Source organism: Bacteroides faecis, assembly GCF_020091505.1.
Taxonomy (GTDB): domain Bacteria; phylum Bacteroidota; class Bacteroidia; order Bacteroidales; family Bacteroidaceae; genus Bacteroides; species Bacteroides faecis.
The window spans coordinates 1,739,052-1,756,061 of record NZ_CP081916.1 but is presented as its reverse complement, the minus strand read 5'-3'; the positions used below and the strand labels follow the sequence as shown (position 1 = coordinate 1,756,061).

The window sequence follows — 17,010 nt, the reverse complement described above, 5'->3', positions numbered from 1 at the left end:
ACATTATTCAATTCTCATCCGGAACATATTCAAATCCCGGATTACAATACTTTTTTGACTCTACTACCGTACCACTTGTATCTGTGGTATGATATTTGAATTTTATTCTGATTGTCTGATGCGGATTCTCTTCATCCACATATTTCGTCAGAGGAACAGAGACATAGGCGCGACGATTGTAAATCTCCTCATCCCCATTTGCGTTGTGGAACAGAGACAAAGTAACGACTTTCTCATCCCCCTCTGACTCAACGCTCTCTTCGACCATCCCAAAAACATGCTGTTTACCACTATTGATATCAATCTTCACATTCAAGATCATATTCAAATAGTCACGTCCCATCCAGATACTGGTCACGTCAACCGGATCGTACTTCAGTCCTCCCTCAAAAGCCGGATCGGTAGCTTCTTTAGGCTCCGGGGCCACTACCGACTGCAAAGAGTAAATGACAGCAGTAGCATCATCCGAATTTACTTCATAGTTACTTATCACACGTCTGGCTGTGTTCGGAGAAATGCTTGAACCGGTACGGTCCTTCGAAACAGTCAGCAACTTTCCCTTATCAGGAAGCAGACTCTTTATCAGTCCATCCGCTCCAGCTTTCACTGTAACAAACTCCAGCTTCACAGGAGGATAATAGTAATCTTCATCATCCCCGCAGGCAGTCATCAGGAAAAGCATTCCCAAAAGCCAGACTGTATGTAACTTTACTTTATTCATTGGCAAGCAGCTAAATAGTTTACCAGTGGATTGGCATACATTAATAACAATTTTCCGCGCAAAAAGTCTTCATCTTTATTCGGAATCTTTATTTTGCCCAGTTGTTGCTCAATATAGGTAACGAATCGTTGTTTCTCCTCGGATGTGTAATGGTCAGCAAACTCAGATGTGTTATTCAGCCAGTCATAGGCAACGTAGTTGCCCGAATAAATCCGGTAGTTACCATGAATCCTCCGGTCAATACAAGCAGATATGCCGGAAAACAGCTCCTGTTTCGGCAACGAACGGTCTAACTGCTCCAACTTGTCGTTGATACAGGGAGCTGTCTGAAAATGAACTTTCCCTTTATATCCGAAAAGACCGGTCTGCATACTGATCAAATCGTCCTGAGTCGTTTTCTTGTATCCTTCTATATCTCTTTTCAACTGAAACTCCTGTGCCTTCAGAAAATCACAGGGATCATATTCATATGAAATGGCAAGAGGCGCAATATTCATCTCCATCAAACGATCGATTAAATCGCCTTCGCCACCCATGGCCAGCATCTTCAGCACACTGTCCTGTGTACGGTCATTCGAATCTTTGGCACGTCCTTCGCGCTGGGCAATCCAGATAGACTGTTTCTTCTCATTAATGGTATAATGCATATAACGGGACATCCTTGCCGAAGATTCAAGCATCTGCCGCATGGTCAGCGCCCGCTGCACGATAAAAGATTTATTGACACGTACCAACTTCTTGATCCATGGATAAACCAGCAGATTGTCTCCAATCGCTATCTCTACCGTATCCATCCCCTGATCAATCAGCAAGATGGAAAGGAAGCCCGAATCCAATATAATATCCCGATGATTGGAGACATACGTATAAGCTTTGCTTTTATCCGGTAAAGCCGTATGATCCAGAGTCAGCCCATCCGTATGGTCCGCAGCTATTTTCCACAAAATACCATAACAGAATGTTTCCTGAAAATCCAGTTTGCTTTTGCAAGCGCGTATCTTCTGCGCCAAAAGTTCAAAAGGGACATTCGGTATTGCATCAGTTGCTGCTTTTTGGAAAGCAGGGTCAGCAATCAGTTCCTCAAAGATTTGAGGAAGTTCCTCATCATTGTAAGGACGAATCTCATCAAACTCTGTAGTAGCCATAAGCTATGAATTTTATAAATAAGTATCAGGTATTAAGTATAAAGTATTAGGCTGCGCTGTAAACCACCCGGAATTAATACTTATTACCTAATACTTAATACTTAAAATTTATTTTCTATTATATCAGTCATCACATCCTTTATATCCAGACCGGCAGCACGCACTTGCTGGGGAATAAAGCTTGTAGCGGTCATCCCCGGAGTCGTGTTCACTTCCAGCAGATTGATCTTCTCGCCGGCAGTCACAATATAGTCCACACGGATGATACCGGAGCAGCCCAATATATCATAAATAGCCGAAGTCAGCATTTGCACACGATTCGTCAATTCGTCCGAAATGCGTGCGGGAGTGATCTCGTCTACCTGACCATTATATTTTGCATCATAATCAAAGAACTCATTATGCGTCACTACTTCCGTAGGCGGGAAGATCACCGTCTTGTCTTTGGTTTTATAGCAACCGCAGGTTAGCTCCGTCCCTTCCATAAATGCTTCAACAAGCACTTCCTGCGCTTCTTCAAATGCCTTAACAATGGCCGGTTGTATTTCTTCTTTCGTCTTAACCTTTGTTACACCAAAACTCGAACCTCCCAGGCTCGGCTTGATAAAACAAGGCAAACCGATCTTTTCCATTACATCTTCATCGGAAACCGATTGTCCCTGACGCAGCAGCAATGATTCCGCAATACGTACACCAAAGGCTTTCAGATATTGGTTGCAGGTAAACTTATCATAGGTGATCGCTGCAGCCAGCACCCCGCAACAGGAATACGGAATGTGCATCATATCAAAGTATCCCTGAAGACGACCGTCTTCACCCGGAGTACCGTGAATGGTGATATAGGCAAAGTCAAACTTAATCTTTTCCGCACCCAGCATAAAGCTGAAGTCATTGCGGTCTACCGGTGTTTTTGTACCATCCGGCAGCTGGACTTCCCAGCGGGTTCCCTGCATCTCAACAATATACAATGTATACTTTTCCTTATCTATGAAGGAATATATTCCCTGTGCACTACGCAGGGATACATGAAATTCGGAGGTATCACCTCCGGCTACGATAGCAATTGTGCGTTTCATTCTATTTCTCTGTTACTTATATAGCCTCGCCACTTCTCGATAAGCTGGGTCATGTCATCCGGAAGTTCGGAAGTAAAGTACATCTCTTCGCCTGTGACGGGATGTACGAACCCCAATGTCATAGCATGCAGAGCCTGCCGGGGACAAGTGTCAAAGCAATTATTTACAAATTGTTTGTATTTACTAAAGTGGGTACCTTTCAGTATTTCGTCACCGCCATAGCGTGCGTCGTTGAAAAGTACATGCCCGATGTGTTTCATGTGAACACGAATCTGATGAGTACGCCCTGTTTCGAGTATACATTCTACCAGTGTGACGTATCCCAGCCGTTCCAACACCCGATAATGAGTCACCGCGTGTTTGCCCATTGCCGGGTCGGTCATGACTGCCATCTGCATCCGGTCTTTCGGATTGCGGGCGATGCTGCCTACGATTGTACCTTCATCCTGTTCCACATTTCCCCAGACAAGGGCACGATATTTGCGTTTGGTCGTCTTATTGAAGAATTGTATTCCAAGATGAGTCTTGGCGTCGGGTGTCTTGGCGATTACCAGCAGCCCGGAAGTATCTTTATCTATGCGGTGGACAAGCCCGACATGAGGGTCATTGGCATCATATTCGGGAATATCTTTCATGTGCCATGCCAGTGCATTCACAAGCGTACCGTGATAGTTTCCATGCCCCGGATGTACTACCAGTCCCGCAGGCTTGTTCACTACCATTACATACTGATCTTCGTAAACGATATTAAGGGGAATATTTTCGGGAATAATCTCGTTCTCGTAACGGGGGCGGTCCATCATGACGGTAATGACATCGAGCGGCTTTACTTTATAGCTGCTCTTCACCGGCTTACCGTTGGCCATGACAAATCCATCTTCGGCAGCCTTCTGAATACGGTTGCGCGAAGCATTAACAATACGTTCGAACAGATATTTGTCGACTCTGACCATTGCCTGTCCTTTGTCTACGACCACCCGGAAATGTTCGTAAAGCTGAGATTCATCACCGACAGGTTCTATGTCATCCAAATCATTTTCCAGTTCATCCGGAAGTTCTTCCTCGATCATGTGAGTCTGTTTCGTTATTTATCAATTAAAACCAGCTGTCATCCTGACTTGAAGGGGATTCTGATGCAGCAGGTTCCTCTGTTCCTTCAACATTTTCTATAGAGTCGCTTTCCAACGGTTCATTTTCTCCGTTTCCTACCATCAGAGTCAATGCTGCTCCCAAAGGTACCTTATCTCCCGCTTCTAATGAACGTCCCTGATATTTGATACCGTACACCCAGTCCTTCTCACCGTTCATCAGCTGAATCTCAGTCAGTTTGAATCCGGCAGCAAGCACTTTCGCCTGTGCCTGACGCAGGGAACTGTTGTCCGCTACATCGGGAATAGCACGCAAGGGGATGCTCAGTGTATTTATAGTCAGATAAATGGTACGGCCTTCTTTTACTTTTTGTCCGGCTCCCGGATTGACATCGAGCACAATGCCCGCTGCCTTATTCTTCACATAATTGGAATCGGAAACGACACATACCAACCCATGATTGCGGAACATTTTAGAAGCTTCTTCCACTGTCATCCCTTTTACATCGGGAACGACCACAGCTTCACCGTGACGGGTATAAACATCCAGCCATTTCATCACGCCAAACACGATCAGCACCACTGCCACAATCATGACAACGATATTCACCCAAAAATATTTATTTGTTTTAAAAGAAAAGAATTCTTTGATTGTCATACGCTTTGCTGTTAATCCGCGCCAAAGATACTACAAATTAGTTGAATTTCGGAATAGTGAGCAATGAAAATGTCCCTGCATAAATGCAAGGACACCTATCATCACCACAATTGCTGCAACTATATTCCCCACTCTTATAGATTTCAACAACCTTATATCTTAAGATGCGGCTTCCGGATTCTCTGAACACAACCGTCCGTCACATATATTCCGTCTATGATCTGTGACAAAGAAAGCTAAAAAGTGACAAAGGGAATTCCATTAAACATTATTTAATACACTATTTAACTACTGCACCGGGAATCCTGTATTTTTTGCCATAAAAAGGAAGTTATGACCAACTTTAATGGAAACGAGAGCAAACAAAAAAGGCGGAGTTTTGAACTCCGCCTTTTTTGTTTCTGAGTGATGATTACCACTTCTGTCCGTTGTACTCATCAGAAACAGTCAGTTTCTTTCTGCCTTTCGCACGGCGAGCAGCTAATACTCTACGACCATTAGCCGATGCCATTCTCTCACGGAAACCGTGTTTGTTTTTTCTCTTTCTGTTAGAGGGTTGAAATGTTCTTTTCATTACTGTATCTTGTTTTTATGTTATTATTCTACGTAATCGGGCTGCAAAAATAGAGACTTTTTTTAAATTAACCAAGCGATAACTCATTTTTGCTCAAAAGTTTTTGTGTTTTTTACCGATTTAGATTACTTTTGCACTCGAATTACGAAGAAAACAATTAAATAACAATAATATAATAAGAAAAACAGCAGTATGATTAATGCTCAAGACATCAAAAACGGAACTTGTATCCGTATGGACGGAAAGCTCTATTTCTGTATAGAATTCCTGCATGTGAAACCGGGTAAAGGTAACACTTTTATGCGTACTAAACTGAAAGATGTAGTTAGCGGTTACGTTCTCGAACGCCGTTTCAACATCGGTGAAAAGCTGGAAGATGTACGTGTAGAACGTCGTCCGTACCAGTTCCTGTATAAAGAAGGAGAAGACTATATCTTCATGAATCAGGAAACTTTTGACCAACACCCTATTGCTCACGACCTGATCAACGGTGTAGATTTCCTGCTCGAAGGTGCAGTGCTGGACGTTGTTTCTGACGCTTCTACCGAAACTGTACTTTATGCAGACATGCCGATCAAGGTTCAGATGAAGGTTACTTATACAGAACCGGGTATGAAAGGTGATACAGCTACCAACACACTGAAACCTGCAACAGTAGAATCAGGTGCGACGGTACGTGTTCCTTTGTTCATCAGCGAAGGCGAAACAATTGAAATCGACACTCGTGACGGTTCTTACGTAGGACGTGTGAAAGCATAAATGTCATACAAATGACACAAAGAAACGGTGGATTTGCTTCGGCACTTCCACCGTTTTTTATTACCTTTGTCCATCACTAACCCTAATATTAAGATACAAAAGAATGAAAAAGTTAATTTACACACTACTTTTTGTCCTCATATCCGTTGCAGCCAACGGTCAGGCAAAGTATGTATTCTATTTCATCGGCGATGGAATGGGAGTCAACCAGGTAAACGGTACGGAAATGTATCAGGCAGAACGACAGAACGGACGTATCGGCGTTGAACCTTTGCTGTTCACTCAATTCCCCGTAGCTACCATGGCAACCACTTTCTCTGCCACCAACTCTGTAACTGACTCTGCAGCCGCAGGTACTGCACTGGCAACCGGCAAGAAGACCTACAACAGCGCCATCTCCGTAGGAGAAGACAAGAACCCGATTGAAACTGTAGCCGAAAAAGCGAAGAAGGCCGGAAAGAAAGTAGGCGTCACTACTTCCGTCAGCGTAGACCATGCCACTCCCGCCGCTTTCTATGCTCATCAGGCAGACCGTAATATGAATTATGAAATCGCCATTGACCTGACCAAAGCAAACTTTGACTTTTATGCAGGCGGTGGTTTCCTGAAACCTGACAAGACGCACGACAGGAAAGACGCTCCCAACATCTTCCCTATTTTCGAAGAAGCAGGCTACACCGTAGCACGTGGCTACAACGATTATAAAGCAAAAAGCAAGGATGCCGGCAAAATGATCCTGATACAGGAAGAAGGCAAAGACCCTTCTTGCCTGCCTTACGCTATCGACCGTAAAAGCGATGATCTGACTCTCGCTCAAATCACAGAAAGTGCTATCGACTTCCTGACCAAAGGCAAGAACAAAGGTTTCTTCCTGATGGTAGAAGGTGGAAAGATAGACTGGGCCTGCCATGCCAATGACGCCGCTACTGTATTCAACGAAGTGAAGGATATGGATGACGCCATCAAAGTAGCTTATGAGTTTTACAAGAAACATCCGAAGGAAACTTTGATCGTTGTTACCGCCGACCACGAAACCGGTGGTATCGTACTGGGTACAGGCAGATATGAGTTGAACCTGAAAGCGTTGCAATATCAGAAACATTCCGCTGACGGATTATCCAAGCAAATCAGTGAGCTGAGAAAATCGAAAGGAAATAAGGTGACTTGGGAAGACATGAAAGAATTCCTGGGCAACGAAATGGGCTTCTGGAAACAATTCCCTATTTCTTGGGAACAGGAAAAGAAACTGCGTGACGAGTTTGAACAATCCTTTGTCAGAAATAAAGTGGTATTTGCCGAAAGCATGTACTCCAAGAGCGAACCAATGGCAGCACGCGCTAAAGAAGTAATGGATCAGATATCGATGGTAGGCTGGGTAAGCGGCGGTCACTCTGCCGGTTATGTACCGGTATTTGCTATCGGTGCCGGTTCTCAACTGTTCGGTGAAAAGATTGACAATACCGAAATCCCTAAAAGAATCGCAAAGGCGGCAGGATATAAATAAGAATATCTGCCTTTCCTAATAAAGAGTGCCAATTGTCTTACGGCTGACATCCGTAGATAATTGGCACTCTCTGCATTGTACACACAGTGCCACGCCTTTGGCACAGTTATGCCACCGTGCTGGCACAACTGTGCCAATGCGATGGCACGGTTGTGCCAAAGGCGTGGCACAACACAGCGCTAAGCTTCTTATGAAAAAGGAGCTATAGGTTCATTACATCTTGTTCAAACTGGTCTTTATCTCCGACAGCTTTATTGCGCATTCTACTCCGGTAATTATAGATTGTTGCCAGAGAATAGCCCAGAAAATGAGCAATCTTGTTGCTGTCTACCACTCCCAGACGAATAAGGGCAAAAATCCGAAGTTCCGTTGTCAACAGTTCATCCGATTTAGGATAGACTCTTGCCTCTTCTACCAGCAGATTATTGAAAGAAGTGATAAAGTTGGGGAATAATTTAAGGAAAGACTTATCAAATTCATTATAAAATTCATTGCGTTCATCCCGGATGAACTGTTCGGACTTGATTGCTTTAAACAGGTCGTCTATGCGTGATGACATGGCAAGCTTAGCCAAGGAGCGACGATATGTTTCCAGCTTATCGAGATAATTAACACATCTGTCCAGATAGCGGGCTATATATACTTCCTTTATTTTTCCGGTCTGCTCCAACTCCTTGTTTACCACAGACATTTGTTTGTTGGCCAAACTCAGATTCCGTCGCATCACAGATATCTTTTTCATCCAACGATACAGATAGAAGATAGCAATCAGAAGAAACAGGGACAGCAGACTCACACTAATCAACATGGCACGGGACACGGCACGTTCTTTTTCTTCTTTCAGTTTATAAGCCTTGTCGATAATCGGGAAGAACTCCGTTACTTCAATGAATCGCAGACGGGCATTACACGCCACGGCATCTTCCATCGAACAACTTAAATATTTGTAAGCACGGTCAATATCCCCCAATTCGTACATCAAATGTGCGAGTTTCTGTAATGAGGCATACTCCCTGACAGAAGACTCCAGATCGGCAATAGCTGTCAGTATCAGATAGTAGACTTCTTTCTCAACATCTTTTTTCACGCTATATGCCTCAGAAAGAGTATAATAGATATATACTTTCTGACGCTCGTCTTCCATATCCTTCAGTGCATCGTTCAACATGCCGACAGCCGTATCAGCCTTTCCATTCATGATGCATCTTTCCGCTAAAACAATCGTTTTGTTTGCTTCCGGAGGCATGGCGGCAATAATGGAATCTCTGTACAAGTCGGTCTTTTTCAGGTATTTTTCTTTTTCATTTTTATTCGTTGTATAATCGGCAAGCCATCCGTAACAGGCACGATACGTCTGATAATAAGACAACAAGGTCCATTCATTCAATTCTTTAGGATTGATCTTCGCCAATTGTTCCATAGCTTCAATGTACATTCCCATCACACCCATCGCCGTAGCACGGTTAATGATAATCTCATTTTCCAGCTCCGGACGGTTCAGTTGTGGCAGTATCTCCATTTCACGGTTAATGTAATGAAGCGCCGAATCCGCCTGATAATGCAGGTAAGCACCAAAGAGGGACGCATACAACTCATATTTCCGCACAGGATCGGTAGAATGGGCAAGCTGTACTTTCAAATCGGTTATTTCTTTTTCCCTCTGAATTTGATAAGTCTCCTTCTTACTTATAATATCATCCAGCTTTTTGAGAACTGCCTTATTCAGGTCCGTATGCTTTGCAAACAGAGAAAGAGGAGAAACTAAAAGCAGAAACAAAAGATAACAGGTTAGATTTCTCATAAGGTACTTTTTTAAAGATGATACAAATATAATGATTATAGTAATAAAAACGAAAAATATCGTCATAACTATTTTCATTTTCACTTGTATTTTTCGATAGTGCAAAGAATCATAAGCAGCTTATTATCAACAATATATTCTAAACGAGCATTTATATTTTTATTCTAGCTACAGTACGGCATACCCGATTCCCCTACATTTGCATCATCGGTTCTCCCGAACAAATTTTAAAAATCTAGTTACCATGAAAAGGAATTTATTATTCACTATCTTACTATTATTATTACCCGGTTTTCATCAGGTATTTGCGGCAAACGCTATAAAGAAAGTAGCTCCTGCCTTTTGGTGGGCAGGCATGAAAAATCCCGAATTACAAATACTATTATATGGTGATCGCATATCATCCGCAGACGTCAGTCTTTCTTCCGGTGACATTACGCTGCAAGAAGTGGTGAAGCAGGAAAATCCGAATTATCTGGTTTTATATTTAGACCTTTCAAAGGCTGTCCCACAAAACTTTGACATCATCCTGACACAAGGCAAGAAGCAGACTAAAATCCCCTACGAGCTTAAACAGCGCAGACCGGATGCTTCGGCAGTTGAAGGTTTCGATTCGAGTGATGTACTTTATCTCATCATGCCGGACCGTTTTGCCAATGGTGATTCTTCCAACGACGTCATTCCCGGAATGCTGGAAGGAAATGTCGATCGCAACGAGCCTTTCGCACGCCACGGAGGCGATTTAAAAGGAATAGAAAATCATCTGGACTACATAGCAGACCTTGGCGTCACCAGCATATGGCTCAACCCGATTCAGGAGAATGACATGAAAGAAGGTTCTTATCATGGGTATGCCATTACCGATTATTATCAGGTAGACCGCCGTTTCGGCAGCAACGAAGAGTTCCGTAACCTTACCCAGGCAGCCAATGCCAAGGGGTTGAAAGTGGTGATGGACATGATCTTCAACCATTGCGGTTCAGACAATTACCTGTTCAAGGATATGCCTTCCAAAGACTGGTTCAACTTCGAGGGCAACTACGTGCAGACCAGCTTTAAGACTGCCACTCAAATGGACCCGTATACCTCCGATTACGAAAAGAAAATAGCCATCGACGGTTGGTTCACTCTGACCATGCCTGACTTCAACCAGCGCAACCGCCATGTTGCTACTTACTTGATACAAAGCAGTATCTGGTGGATAGAATACGCAGGTATCAACGGTATCCGTCAGGATACGCATCCTTATGCTGATTTTGATATGATGGCACGCTGGTGCAAAGCAATCAACGAAGAATATCCTAAATTCAACATTGTAGGTGAAACGTGGCTGGGCAGCAACGTACTTATCTCTTACTGGCAAAAAGACAGCAAACTCGCTTATCCGAAGAACAGCAACCTCCCTACTGTGATGGATTTCCCGCTCATGGAAGAGATGAACAAGGCTTTCGACGAAGAGACTACCGAATGGAACGGAGGACTTTTCAGACTCTACGAATATCTGTCACAAGACATTGTTTTCAGTCACCCGATGAACCTGCTGACGTTCCTCGATAATCACGATACTTCCCGCTTCTACCGTTCGGAAGCAGACACAAAAAATCTCGACCGATACAAACAGGCCCTGACATTCTTACTGACAACCCGTGGAATACCGCAGATATATTACGGAACTGAAATCCTGATGGCAGCTGATAAAGCAAACGGAGACGGACTGCTCCGCTGTGACTTCCCCGGAGGCTGGCAGAATGACACAAAGAACTGCTTTGATGCAGCCAACCGCACTCCACGACAGAATGAAGCTTTCTCCTTTATGCAAAAGCTGCTCCAATGGAGAAAAGGAAATGAAGTGATCGCCAAAGGACAACTGAAACATTTCGCCCCGAATAAGGGTATCTATGTTTACGAACGTAAATACGGTAATCAGTCAGTCGTTGTCTTCCTGAATGGTACCGACCGGGAACAGACCATTGACCTGACTCCCTATCAGGAAGTACTTCCTGCTCCATCTGCTTTCGATTTATTGACAGATAAAAAAGTTGAATTAAGAAATGAATTAACACTCCCAAGTCGCGGAATATACCTTTTATCCTTTTAAACAAGTTCACTTCGACTTATATTTATCAGGAAACAAAAAGAAGATAAACATCTGTAAAACAAAATATTATCATTAATACCAACTTGTATTTTTATTCTAGATAGCCCAAAGTCCCGGGATGGTTGCTATATTTGCAATATCCGGAACAAACCGGAGTAAAAATATTAGTTAGCTTATAATTTAATACCATAAATAGAATGAAAAAGAGAAAGATTTTATCGCTCATCGCATTCCTTTGCATCTCATTCATTGCGAATGCACAACAGAAATTAACCTCACCGGACAACAATCTGGTAATGACCTTCCAAGTGGACGCAAAAGGTGCTCCAACGTATGAACTGACATATAAAAACAAGGTGGTGATCAAGCCCAGCACCCTCGGACTGGAATTGAAGAAAGAGGATAATACCAGAACCGACTTCGACTGGGTAGACCGCAGAGACCTGACCAAACTTGATTCTAAGACCAACCTATATAACGGTTTCGAAATAAAGGACGCCAAGACGACTACCTTCGATGAAACCTGGCAACCGGTGTGGGGAGAAGAAAAAGAAATCCGCAATCACTATAACGAACTGGCAGTCAACCTGTATCAACCCATGAATGACCGTTCCATCGTTATCCGTTTCCGTCTGTTCAACGACGGCCTGGGATTCCGTTATGAATTTCCCCAGCAAAAGGCACTGAATTACTTTGTTATCAAGGAAGAACATTCTCAGTTTGCCATGAACGGTGACCACATCGCTTACTGGATACCGGGTGACTATGATACACAGGAGTATGACTATACCATTTCCCGCTTATCGGAAATCAGAGGCTTGATGAAAGAAGCAATCACCCCGAACTCTTCTCAGACTCCTTTCTCACAGACAGGTGTACAAACCGCATTGATGATGAAAACGGATGATGGCTTATACATTAATCTTCACGAAGCCGCCTTGGTTGATTACTCATGTATGCACCTCAACCTGGACGACAAGAATATGATATTCGAATCATGGTTGACACCGGATGCCAAAGGGGACAAAGGATATATGCAAACTCCCTGCAACACTCCCTGGCGTACAATTATCGTAAGCGATGACGCCCGCAACATTCTGGCTTCCCGTATCACGCTCAACCTGAATGAGCCCTGCAAGATAGCGGATGCCGCTTCTTGGGTGAAACCGGTGAAATATATCGGTGTATGGTGGGACATGATTACCGGAAAAGGTTCATGGGCTTACACCGACGAACTGACCAGCGTAAAACTAGGTGAAACAGATTACTCCAAAACAAAACCGAACGGCAAACATTCTGCCAACACCGCTAACGTGAAACGTTATATCGACTTTGCCGCAGCCCACGGATTCGATGCTGTACTGGTAGAAGGCTGGAACGAAGGCTGGGAAGACTGGTTTGGCAACAGCAAAGACTATGTATTTGATTTCGTCACTCCTTATCCCGATTTCGATGTGAAGGAAATCCATCGCTATGCAGCCGGCAAAGGGGTCAAAATGATGATGCACCATGAGACTTCCGCTTCTGTACGCAACTACGAACGCCACATGGACAAAGCTTATCAATTTATGGCAGACAATGGATACAACTCTGTAAAGAGCGGATACGTAGGCAACATCATTCCTCGCGGAGAACATCACTACGGACAATGGATGAACAATCACTACTTGTATGCAGTAAAAAAAGCCGCTGACTACAAGATCATGGTGAATGCACACGAAGCAACCCGCCCAACCGGTATTTGCCGTACGTACCCTAACCTGATCGGCAACGAATCCGCCCGCGGAACAGAGTATGAATCATTCGGAGGCAATAAAGTATATCACACAACGATTCTGCCTTTCACACGTCTGGTCGGTGGTCCGATGGACTACACTCCCGGTATCTTCGAAACTCATTGCAACAAGATGAATCCGGCAAATAATTCTCAGGTCCGTTCTACCATTGCACGCCAGCTCGCATTATATGTCACGATGTACAGTCCTTTGCAGATGGCTGCCGACATTCCGGAGAACTACGAACGCTTCATGGATGCTTTCCAATTCATCAAAGATGTTGCCCTTGACTGGGACGAAACAAACTATCTGGAAGCAGAACCGGGAGAATATATCACAATTGCCCGCAAGGCAAAAGGCACGGACGACTGGTACATAGGCTGCACAGCGGGTGAAAACGGCCATACCTCCAAGCTTGCATTCGACTTCCTGACTCCGGGCAAACAATATGTCGCTACGGTTTATGCTGACGCCAAAGATGCCGACTGGAAAGAAAACCCACAGGCTTACACCATCAAGAAAGGTATTCTGACCAACAAGAGCAAATTGAATTTGCACGCAGTCAACGGAGGCGGATACGCAATCAGCATTAAAGAAGTAAAAGACAAATCTGAAGCAAAAGGTTTGAAGAGATTATAAAGAGAAAGAGATTGAAAGACAGAGAAATTACAATTCGATAGAACAGAGTGTTTTCAAACGCTAGGTATTAAGACGAAGAAAAGGTTTTCAATAGGTATTTTTTAAGAGAGAATGATAAGAGAATTTACAAATTAACTTTAAATACAGAAACATGAAAAAAGGAAACTTTATGTTAAAGGTCCTGCTTATGCTAATAGCTGGAATATTCTTGTCCGTTGGCGCATTTGCTCAGCAAATAACCGTCAAAGGAATGGTAAAAGACGCAACGGGCGAACCGGTTATCGGCGCCAATGTTGTGGTGAAAGGCACTACCACCGGAACAATTACCGATTTTGATGGCAACTTCCAGTTGTCTGCCAGGCAAGGCGACATAATTGTTGTTTCATTCATCGGATACCAACAGAAGGAACTTCCTGCTGCTGCGCAAATGAATGTAATACTGAAAGATGATACGGAAATACTGGACGAAGTAGTAGTAATCGGCTATGGTCAGGTGAAAAAGAACGATATGACCGGTTCGGTGATGGCTATCAAGCCCGATGAACTGAGCAAAGGTATTACCACAAACGCGCAGGATATGTTATCCGGAAAGATTGCCGGCGTCAGCGTTATATCAAATGACGGTACACCGGGAGGTGGAGCACAAATCCGAATTCGTGGCGGTTCCTCTTTGAATGCAAGTAACGACCCGTTGATTGTCATTGACGGTCTGGCTATTGATAACGAAGGTATCAAAGGTATGGCAAACGGATTGTCTATGGTCAATCCTGCTGATATTGAAACCCTTACAGTACTGAAAGACGCCTCCGCAACTGCTATCTACGGTTCGCGTGCATCCAATGGTGTGATCATTATCACTACTAAGAAAGGAAAGAACGGACAGGCTCCGAGTATAAACTATAATGGTTCCGTATCCTTCTCCAAGACTCAAAAACGGTATGATGTGTTGAGTGGAGATGAATATCGTGCTTATGCCACTCAATTGTGGGGTGATAAACTGCCGGCTGAACTGGGTACCGCCAATACGGACTGGCAGGACCAGATATTCCGCACTGCTGTCAGCACAGATCATCATGTTTCTATCAACGGAGGATTCAAGAACCTGCCTTATCGTGTGTCTTTAGGCTATACAAATGACAATGGTATTGTGAAAACATCCAATTTCCAGCGCTTTACCGCTTCTGTGAATCTGGCTCCTTCATTCTTCGACGATCACTTGAAGTTCAACATCAATGCCAAATACATGAATGGTAAGAACCGCTACGCCGACACAGGCGCCGCTATCGGCGGAGCATTGGCTATCGACCCTACCCGTCCGGTTTATTCTACCGACGATCCTTACCAGTTTACAGGCGGCTACTGGCAGAATATAAATTCTACCTCAGGCTTCAGCGACCCGAACTGGAAATATACATCCAATCCGAATTCTCCCCAGAATCCGCTGGCTGCACTGGAGCTTAAAAATGACAAGGCAAACAGTAACGACTTTGTTGGAAATGTGGATGTTGACTATAAATTCCATTTCCTGCCCGACCTCCGTCTGCATGCAAGCATAGGTGGAGAATATGCAGAAGGTACACAAACGACGACTGTTTCTCCATACTCGTTCGGAAATAACTATTATGGTTGGAATGGTGATGTCACCCAATATAAATACAACCTTTCTTATAATATATATGTACAGTATATCAAGTCTTTAGGTGCAAACGACTTTGACGTCATGGTCGGCGGTGAAGAACAACACTTCCATCGCAACGGATTTGAAGAAGGTCAGGGCTGGGACCCCTATACTCAGGAAGCTCATGACGCAAAACTGCGCGAACAAACAGCGTATGCCACCAGAAACACTCTGGTCTCTTACTTCGGTCGTCTGAACTACTCCCTGCTGAACCGTTACTTGTTTACCTTTACTATGCGTTGGGACGGCTCATCACGTTTCTCTAAAGACAATCGCTGGGGTACATTCCCGTCATTGGCACTGGGATGGAAGATAAAAGAGGAAAACTTCCTGAAAGATGTAAATGCCCTGTCCGACCTGAAACTGCGTCTGGGCTGGGGTATTACCGGACAACAAAACATAGGAGATGATTTCGCATACCTTCCCCTGTATGTAGTCAATAACGAATATGCCCAGTATCCTTTTGGTGATACTTACTATTCCACTTCCCGCCCGAAGGCTTTCAATGAGAATCTGAAATGGGAAAAGACTACTACCTGGAATGCCGGTCTGGACTTCGGATTCCTGAATGGAAGAATTACAGGTGGGATTGATGGCTATTTCCGTAAGACGGATGATCTGCTGAACAGCGTAAAGATTCCCGTCGGTACTAACTTCAACGCCCAGATGACACAGAATATCGGCTCTTTGGAAAACTACGGTATGGAGTTTTCCATCAATGCCAAACCGATTGTGACGAAAGACTTCACTTGGGACTTAAGCTATAACATCACATGGAACCACAACGAAATCACGAAGTTGACGGGTGGTGATGACAGCGATTATTACGTAGAAGCCGGTGACAAGATTTCCAGAGGTAACAACACCAAGGTACAGGCAAACAAAGTAGGCTATGCAGCCAATTCTTTCTATGTTTACCAGCAGGTGTATGACGAGAACGGCAAACCTATTGAAAACATGTTTGTTGACCGTAACGGAAATGGTACCATAGACAGCGGAGATAAATATATCTACAAGAAACCGGCAGGCGATGTATTGATGGGACTGACTTCCAAAATGCAATACAAGAACTTTGATTTCAGTTTCTCACTGCGTGCCAGTCTGAACAACTATGTATACTATGACTTCCTGAGCAACAAAGCCAATGTCAGCACTTCGGGACTGTACTCGAATAATGCATATAGCAATACGAGTGCCGAAGCTGTCGCACTGGGTTTCAGCGGACAAGGAGATTACTACATGAGCGATTATTTTATACACAACGCATCATTCTTACGCTGTGATAACATCACACTGGGCTATTCTTTCCAGAATCTGTGGAAAGGTCAGACATATAAAGGTATTGGCGGACGTGTATATGCAACTGTACAAAATCCGTTTATTATCAGTAAATACAAAGGCCTTGACCCGGAAGTCAAAAGTGGTATCGACGCCAATCCATACCCCAGAGCCATGACTTTCTTACTAGGTTTGAGTCTGCAATTCTAAATTACA

The 17,010-nt window shown here is 43.9% G+C and carries 12 protein-coding genes; 5 read left to right on the top strand and 7 right to left on the bottom strand.

What is annotated here, in order from left to right:
• Positions 1 to 7: 7 nt before the first annotated feature.
• From K6V30_RS06970 to rpmH, 6 genes are all read right to left on the bottom strand, one after another.
• Complete coding sequence (locus tag K6V30_RS06970) at positions 8 to 721, bottom strand: NigD1/NigD2 family lipoprotein (protein WP_055269117.1); 714 nt, start codon at positions 719 to 721, stop codon at positions 8 to 10.
• Positions 718 to 1,866, bottom strand: coding sequence for a 1-acyl-sn-glycerol-3-phosphate acyltransferase (locus K6V30_RS06965; RefSeq protein WP_010536371.1), 1,149 nt, complete (start codon positions 1,864 to 1,866; stop codon positions 718 to 720). Before K6V30_RS06965 ends, K6V30_RS06970 begins: the two co-directional genes overlap by 4 nt.
• Positions 1,867 to 1,967: 101 nt before the next feature.
• Positions 1,968 to 2,942: a D-alanine--D-alanine ligase gene (locus K6V30_RS06960; protein ID WP_010536370.1), complete on the bottom strand. Its 975-nt coding sequence runs from the start codon at positions 2,940 to 2,942 to the stop codon at positions 1,968 to 1,970.
• The gene (locus K6V30_RS06955) at positions 2,939 to 4,012 is read right to left on the bottom strand and encodes an RluA family pseudouridine synthase (RefSeq protein ID WP_010536369.1); all 1,074 of its coding nucleotides are present in this window, start codon (positions 4,010 to 4,012) and stop codon (positions 2,939 to 2,941) included. The genes K6V30_RS06960 and K6V30_RS06955 overlap by 4 nt, the downstream gene beginning before the upstream one ends.
• A 25-nt stretch (positions 4,013 to 4,037) precedes the next feature.
• On the bottom strand, positions 4,038 to 4,688 hold the full coding sequence (locus tag K6V30_RS06950) for a PASTA domain-containing protein (RefSeq protein WP_010536368.1): 651 nt from the start codon (positions 4,686 to 4,688) through the stop codon (positions 4,038 to 4,040).
• A 412-nt stretch (positions 4,689 to 5,100) separates the two neighbouring features.
• On the bottom strand, positions 5,101 to 5,262 hold the full coding sequence (rpmH, locus tag K6V30_RS06945; RefSeq protein WP_005678985.1) for a 50S ribosomal protein L34: 162 nt from the start codon (positions 5,260 to 5,262) through the stop codon (positions 5,101 to 5,103).
• 192 nt (positions 5,263 to 5,454) lie between these two features.
• Between rpmH and efp the strand changes: the two genes are divergently transcribed.
• Both efp and K6V30_RS06935 read left to right on the top strand, forming a co-directional pair.
• Entirely contained in the window at positions 5,455 to 6,021 is a 567-nt protein-coding gene (efp, locus tag K6V30_RS06940; protein ID WP_008766998.1) for an elongation factor P, read from the top strand.
• A 103-nt stretch (positions 6,022 to 6,124) separates the two neighbouring features.
• A complete protein-coding gene (locus tag K6V30_RS06935; RefSeq protein WP_010536367.1) occupies positions 6,125 to 7,525 on the top strand; it encodes an alkaline phosphatase in 1,401 nt (466 codons plus the stop codon).
• 202 nt (positions 7,526 to 7,727) lie between these two features.
• Here the strand turns inward: K6V30_RS06935 and K6V30_RS06930 are convergent, their stop codons facing one another.
• Positions 7,728 to 9,326: a DUF6377 domain-containing protein gene (locus tag K6V30_RS06930; protein WP_010536366.1), complete on the bottom strand. Its 1,599-nt coding sequence runs from the start codon at positions 9,324 to 9,326 to the stop codon at positions 7,728 to 7,730.
• 244 nt (positions 9,327 to 9,570) lie between these two features.
• Here K6V30_RS06930 and K6V30_RS06925 point away from each other — a divergent pair, with 244 nt between their 5' ends.
• The 3 genes from K6V30_RS06925 (at position 9,571) to susC (ending at position 17,004) form a co-directional block, all read left to right on the top strand.
• Positions 9,571 to 11,424, top strand: coding sequence for a glycoside hydrolase family 13 protein (locus K6V30_RS06925; RefSeq protein WP_010536365.1), 1,854 nt, complete (start codon positions 9,571 to 9,573; stop codon positions 11,422 to 11,424).
• A 197-nt stretch (positions 11,425 to 11,621) separates the two neighbouring features.
• On the top strand, positions 11,622 to 13,838 hold the full coding sequence (locus K6V30_RS06920; RefSeq protein ID WP_010536364.1) for a glycoside hydrolase family 97 protein: 2,217 nt from the start codon (positions 11,622 to 11,624) through the stop codon (positions 13,836 to 13,838).
• Between the two features lie 151 nt (positions 13,839 to 13,989).
• Positions 13,990 to 17,004 carry a starch-utilizationTonB-dependent receptor SusC gene (susC, locus tag K6V30_RS06915; RefSeq protein WP_055269116.1) on the top strand — a complete coding sequence of 1,005 codons (3,015 nt, stop codon included), beginning with the start codon at positions 13,990 to 13,992 and terminating at the stop codon, positions 17,002 to 17,004.
• The last annotated feature ends 6 nt before the right edge of the window (positions 17,005 to 17,010 follow it).

Bases quoted from the DNA above. Each gene is read 5' to 3' on its own strand.
- K6V30_RS06970 (WP_055269117.1), bottom strand. From the start codon at position 721: ATGAATAAAGTAAAGTTACATACAGTCTGGCTTTTGGGAATGCTTTTC.
- K6V30_RS06965 (WP_010536371.1), bottom strand. From the start codon at position 1,866: ATGGCTACTACAGAGTTTGATGAGATTCGTCCTTACAATGATGAGGAA.
- K6V30_RS06960 (WP_010536370.1), bottom strand. From the start codon at position 2,942: ATGAAACGCACAATTGCTATCGTAGCCGGAGGTGATACCTCCGAATTT.
- K6V30_RS06955 (WP_010536369.1), bottom strand. From the start codon at position 4,012: ATGATCGAGGAAGAACTTCCGGATGAACTGGAAAATGATTTGGATGAC.
- K6V30_RS06950 (WP_010536368.1), bottom strand. From the start codon at position 4,688: ATGACAATCAAAGAATTCTTTTCTTTTAAAACAAATAAATATTTTTGG.
- rpmH (WP_005678985.1), bottom strand. From the start codon at position 5,262: ATGAAAAGAACATTTCAACCCTCTAACAGAAAGAGAAAAAACAAACAC.
- efp (WP_008766998.1), top strand. From the start codon at position 5,455: ATGATTAATGCTCAAGACATCAAAAACGGAACTTGTATCCGTATGGAC.
- K6V30_RS06935 (WP_010536367.1), top strand. From the start codon at position 6,125: ATGAAAAAGTTAATTTACACACTACTTTTTGTCCTCATATCCGTTGCA.
- K6V30_RS06930 (WP_010536366.1), bottom strand. From the start codon at position 9,326: ATGAGAAATCTAACCTGTTATCTTTTGTTTCTGCTTTTAGTTTCTCCT.
- K6V30_RS06925 (WP_010536365.1), top strand. From the start codon at position 9,571: ATGAAAAGGAATTTATTATTCACTATCTTACTATTATTATTACCCGGT.
- K6V30_RS06920 (WP_010536364.1), top strand. From the start codon at position 11,622: ATGAAAAAGAGAAAGATTTTATCGCTCATCGCATTCCTTTGCATCTCA.
- susC (WP_055269116.1), top strand. From the start codon at position 13,990: ATGAAAAAAGGAAACTTTATGTTAAAGGTCCTGCTTATGCTAATAGCT.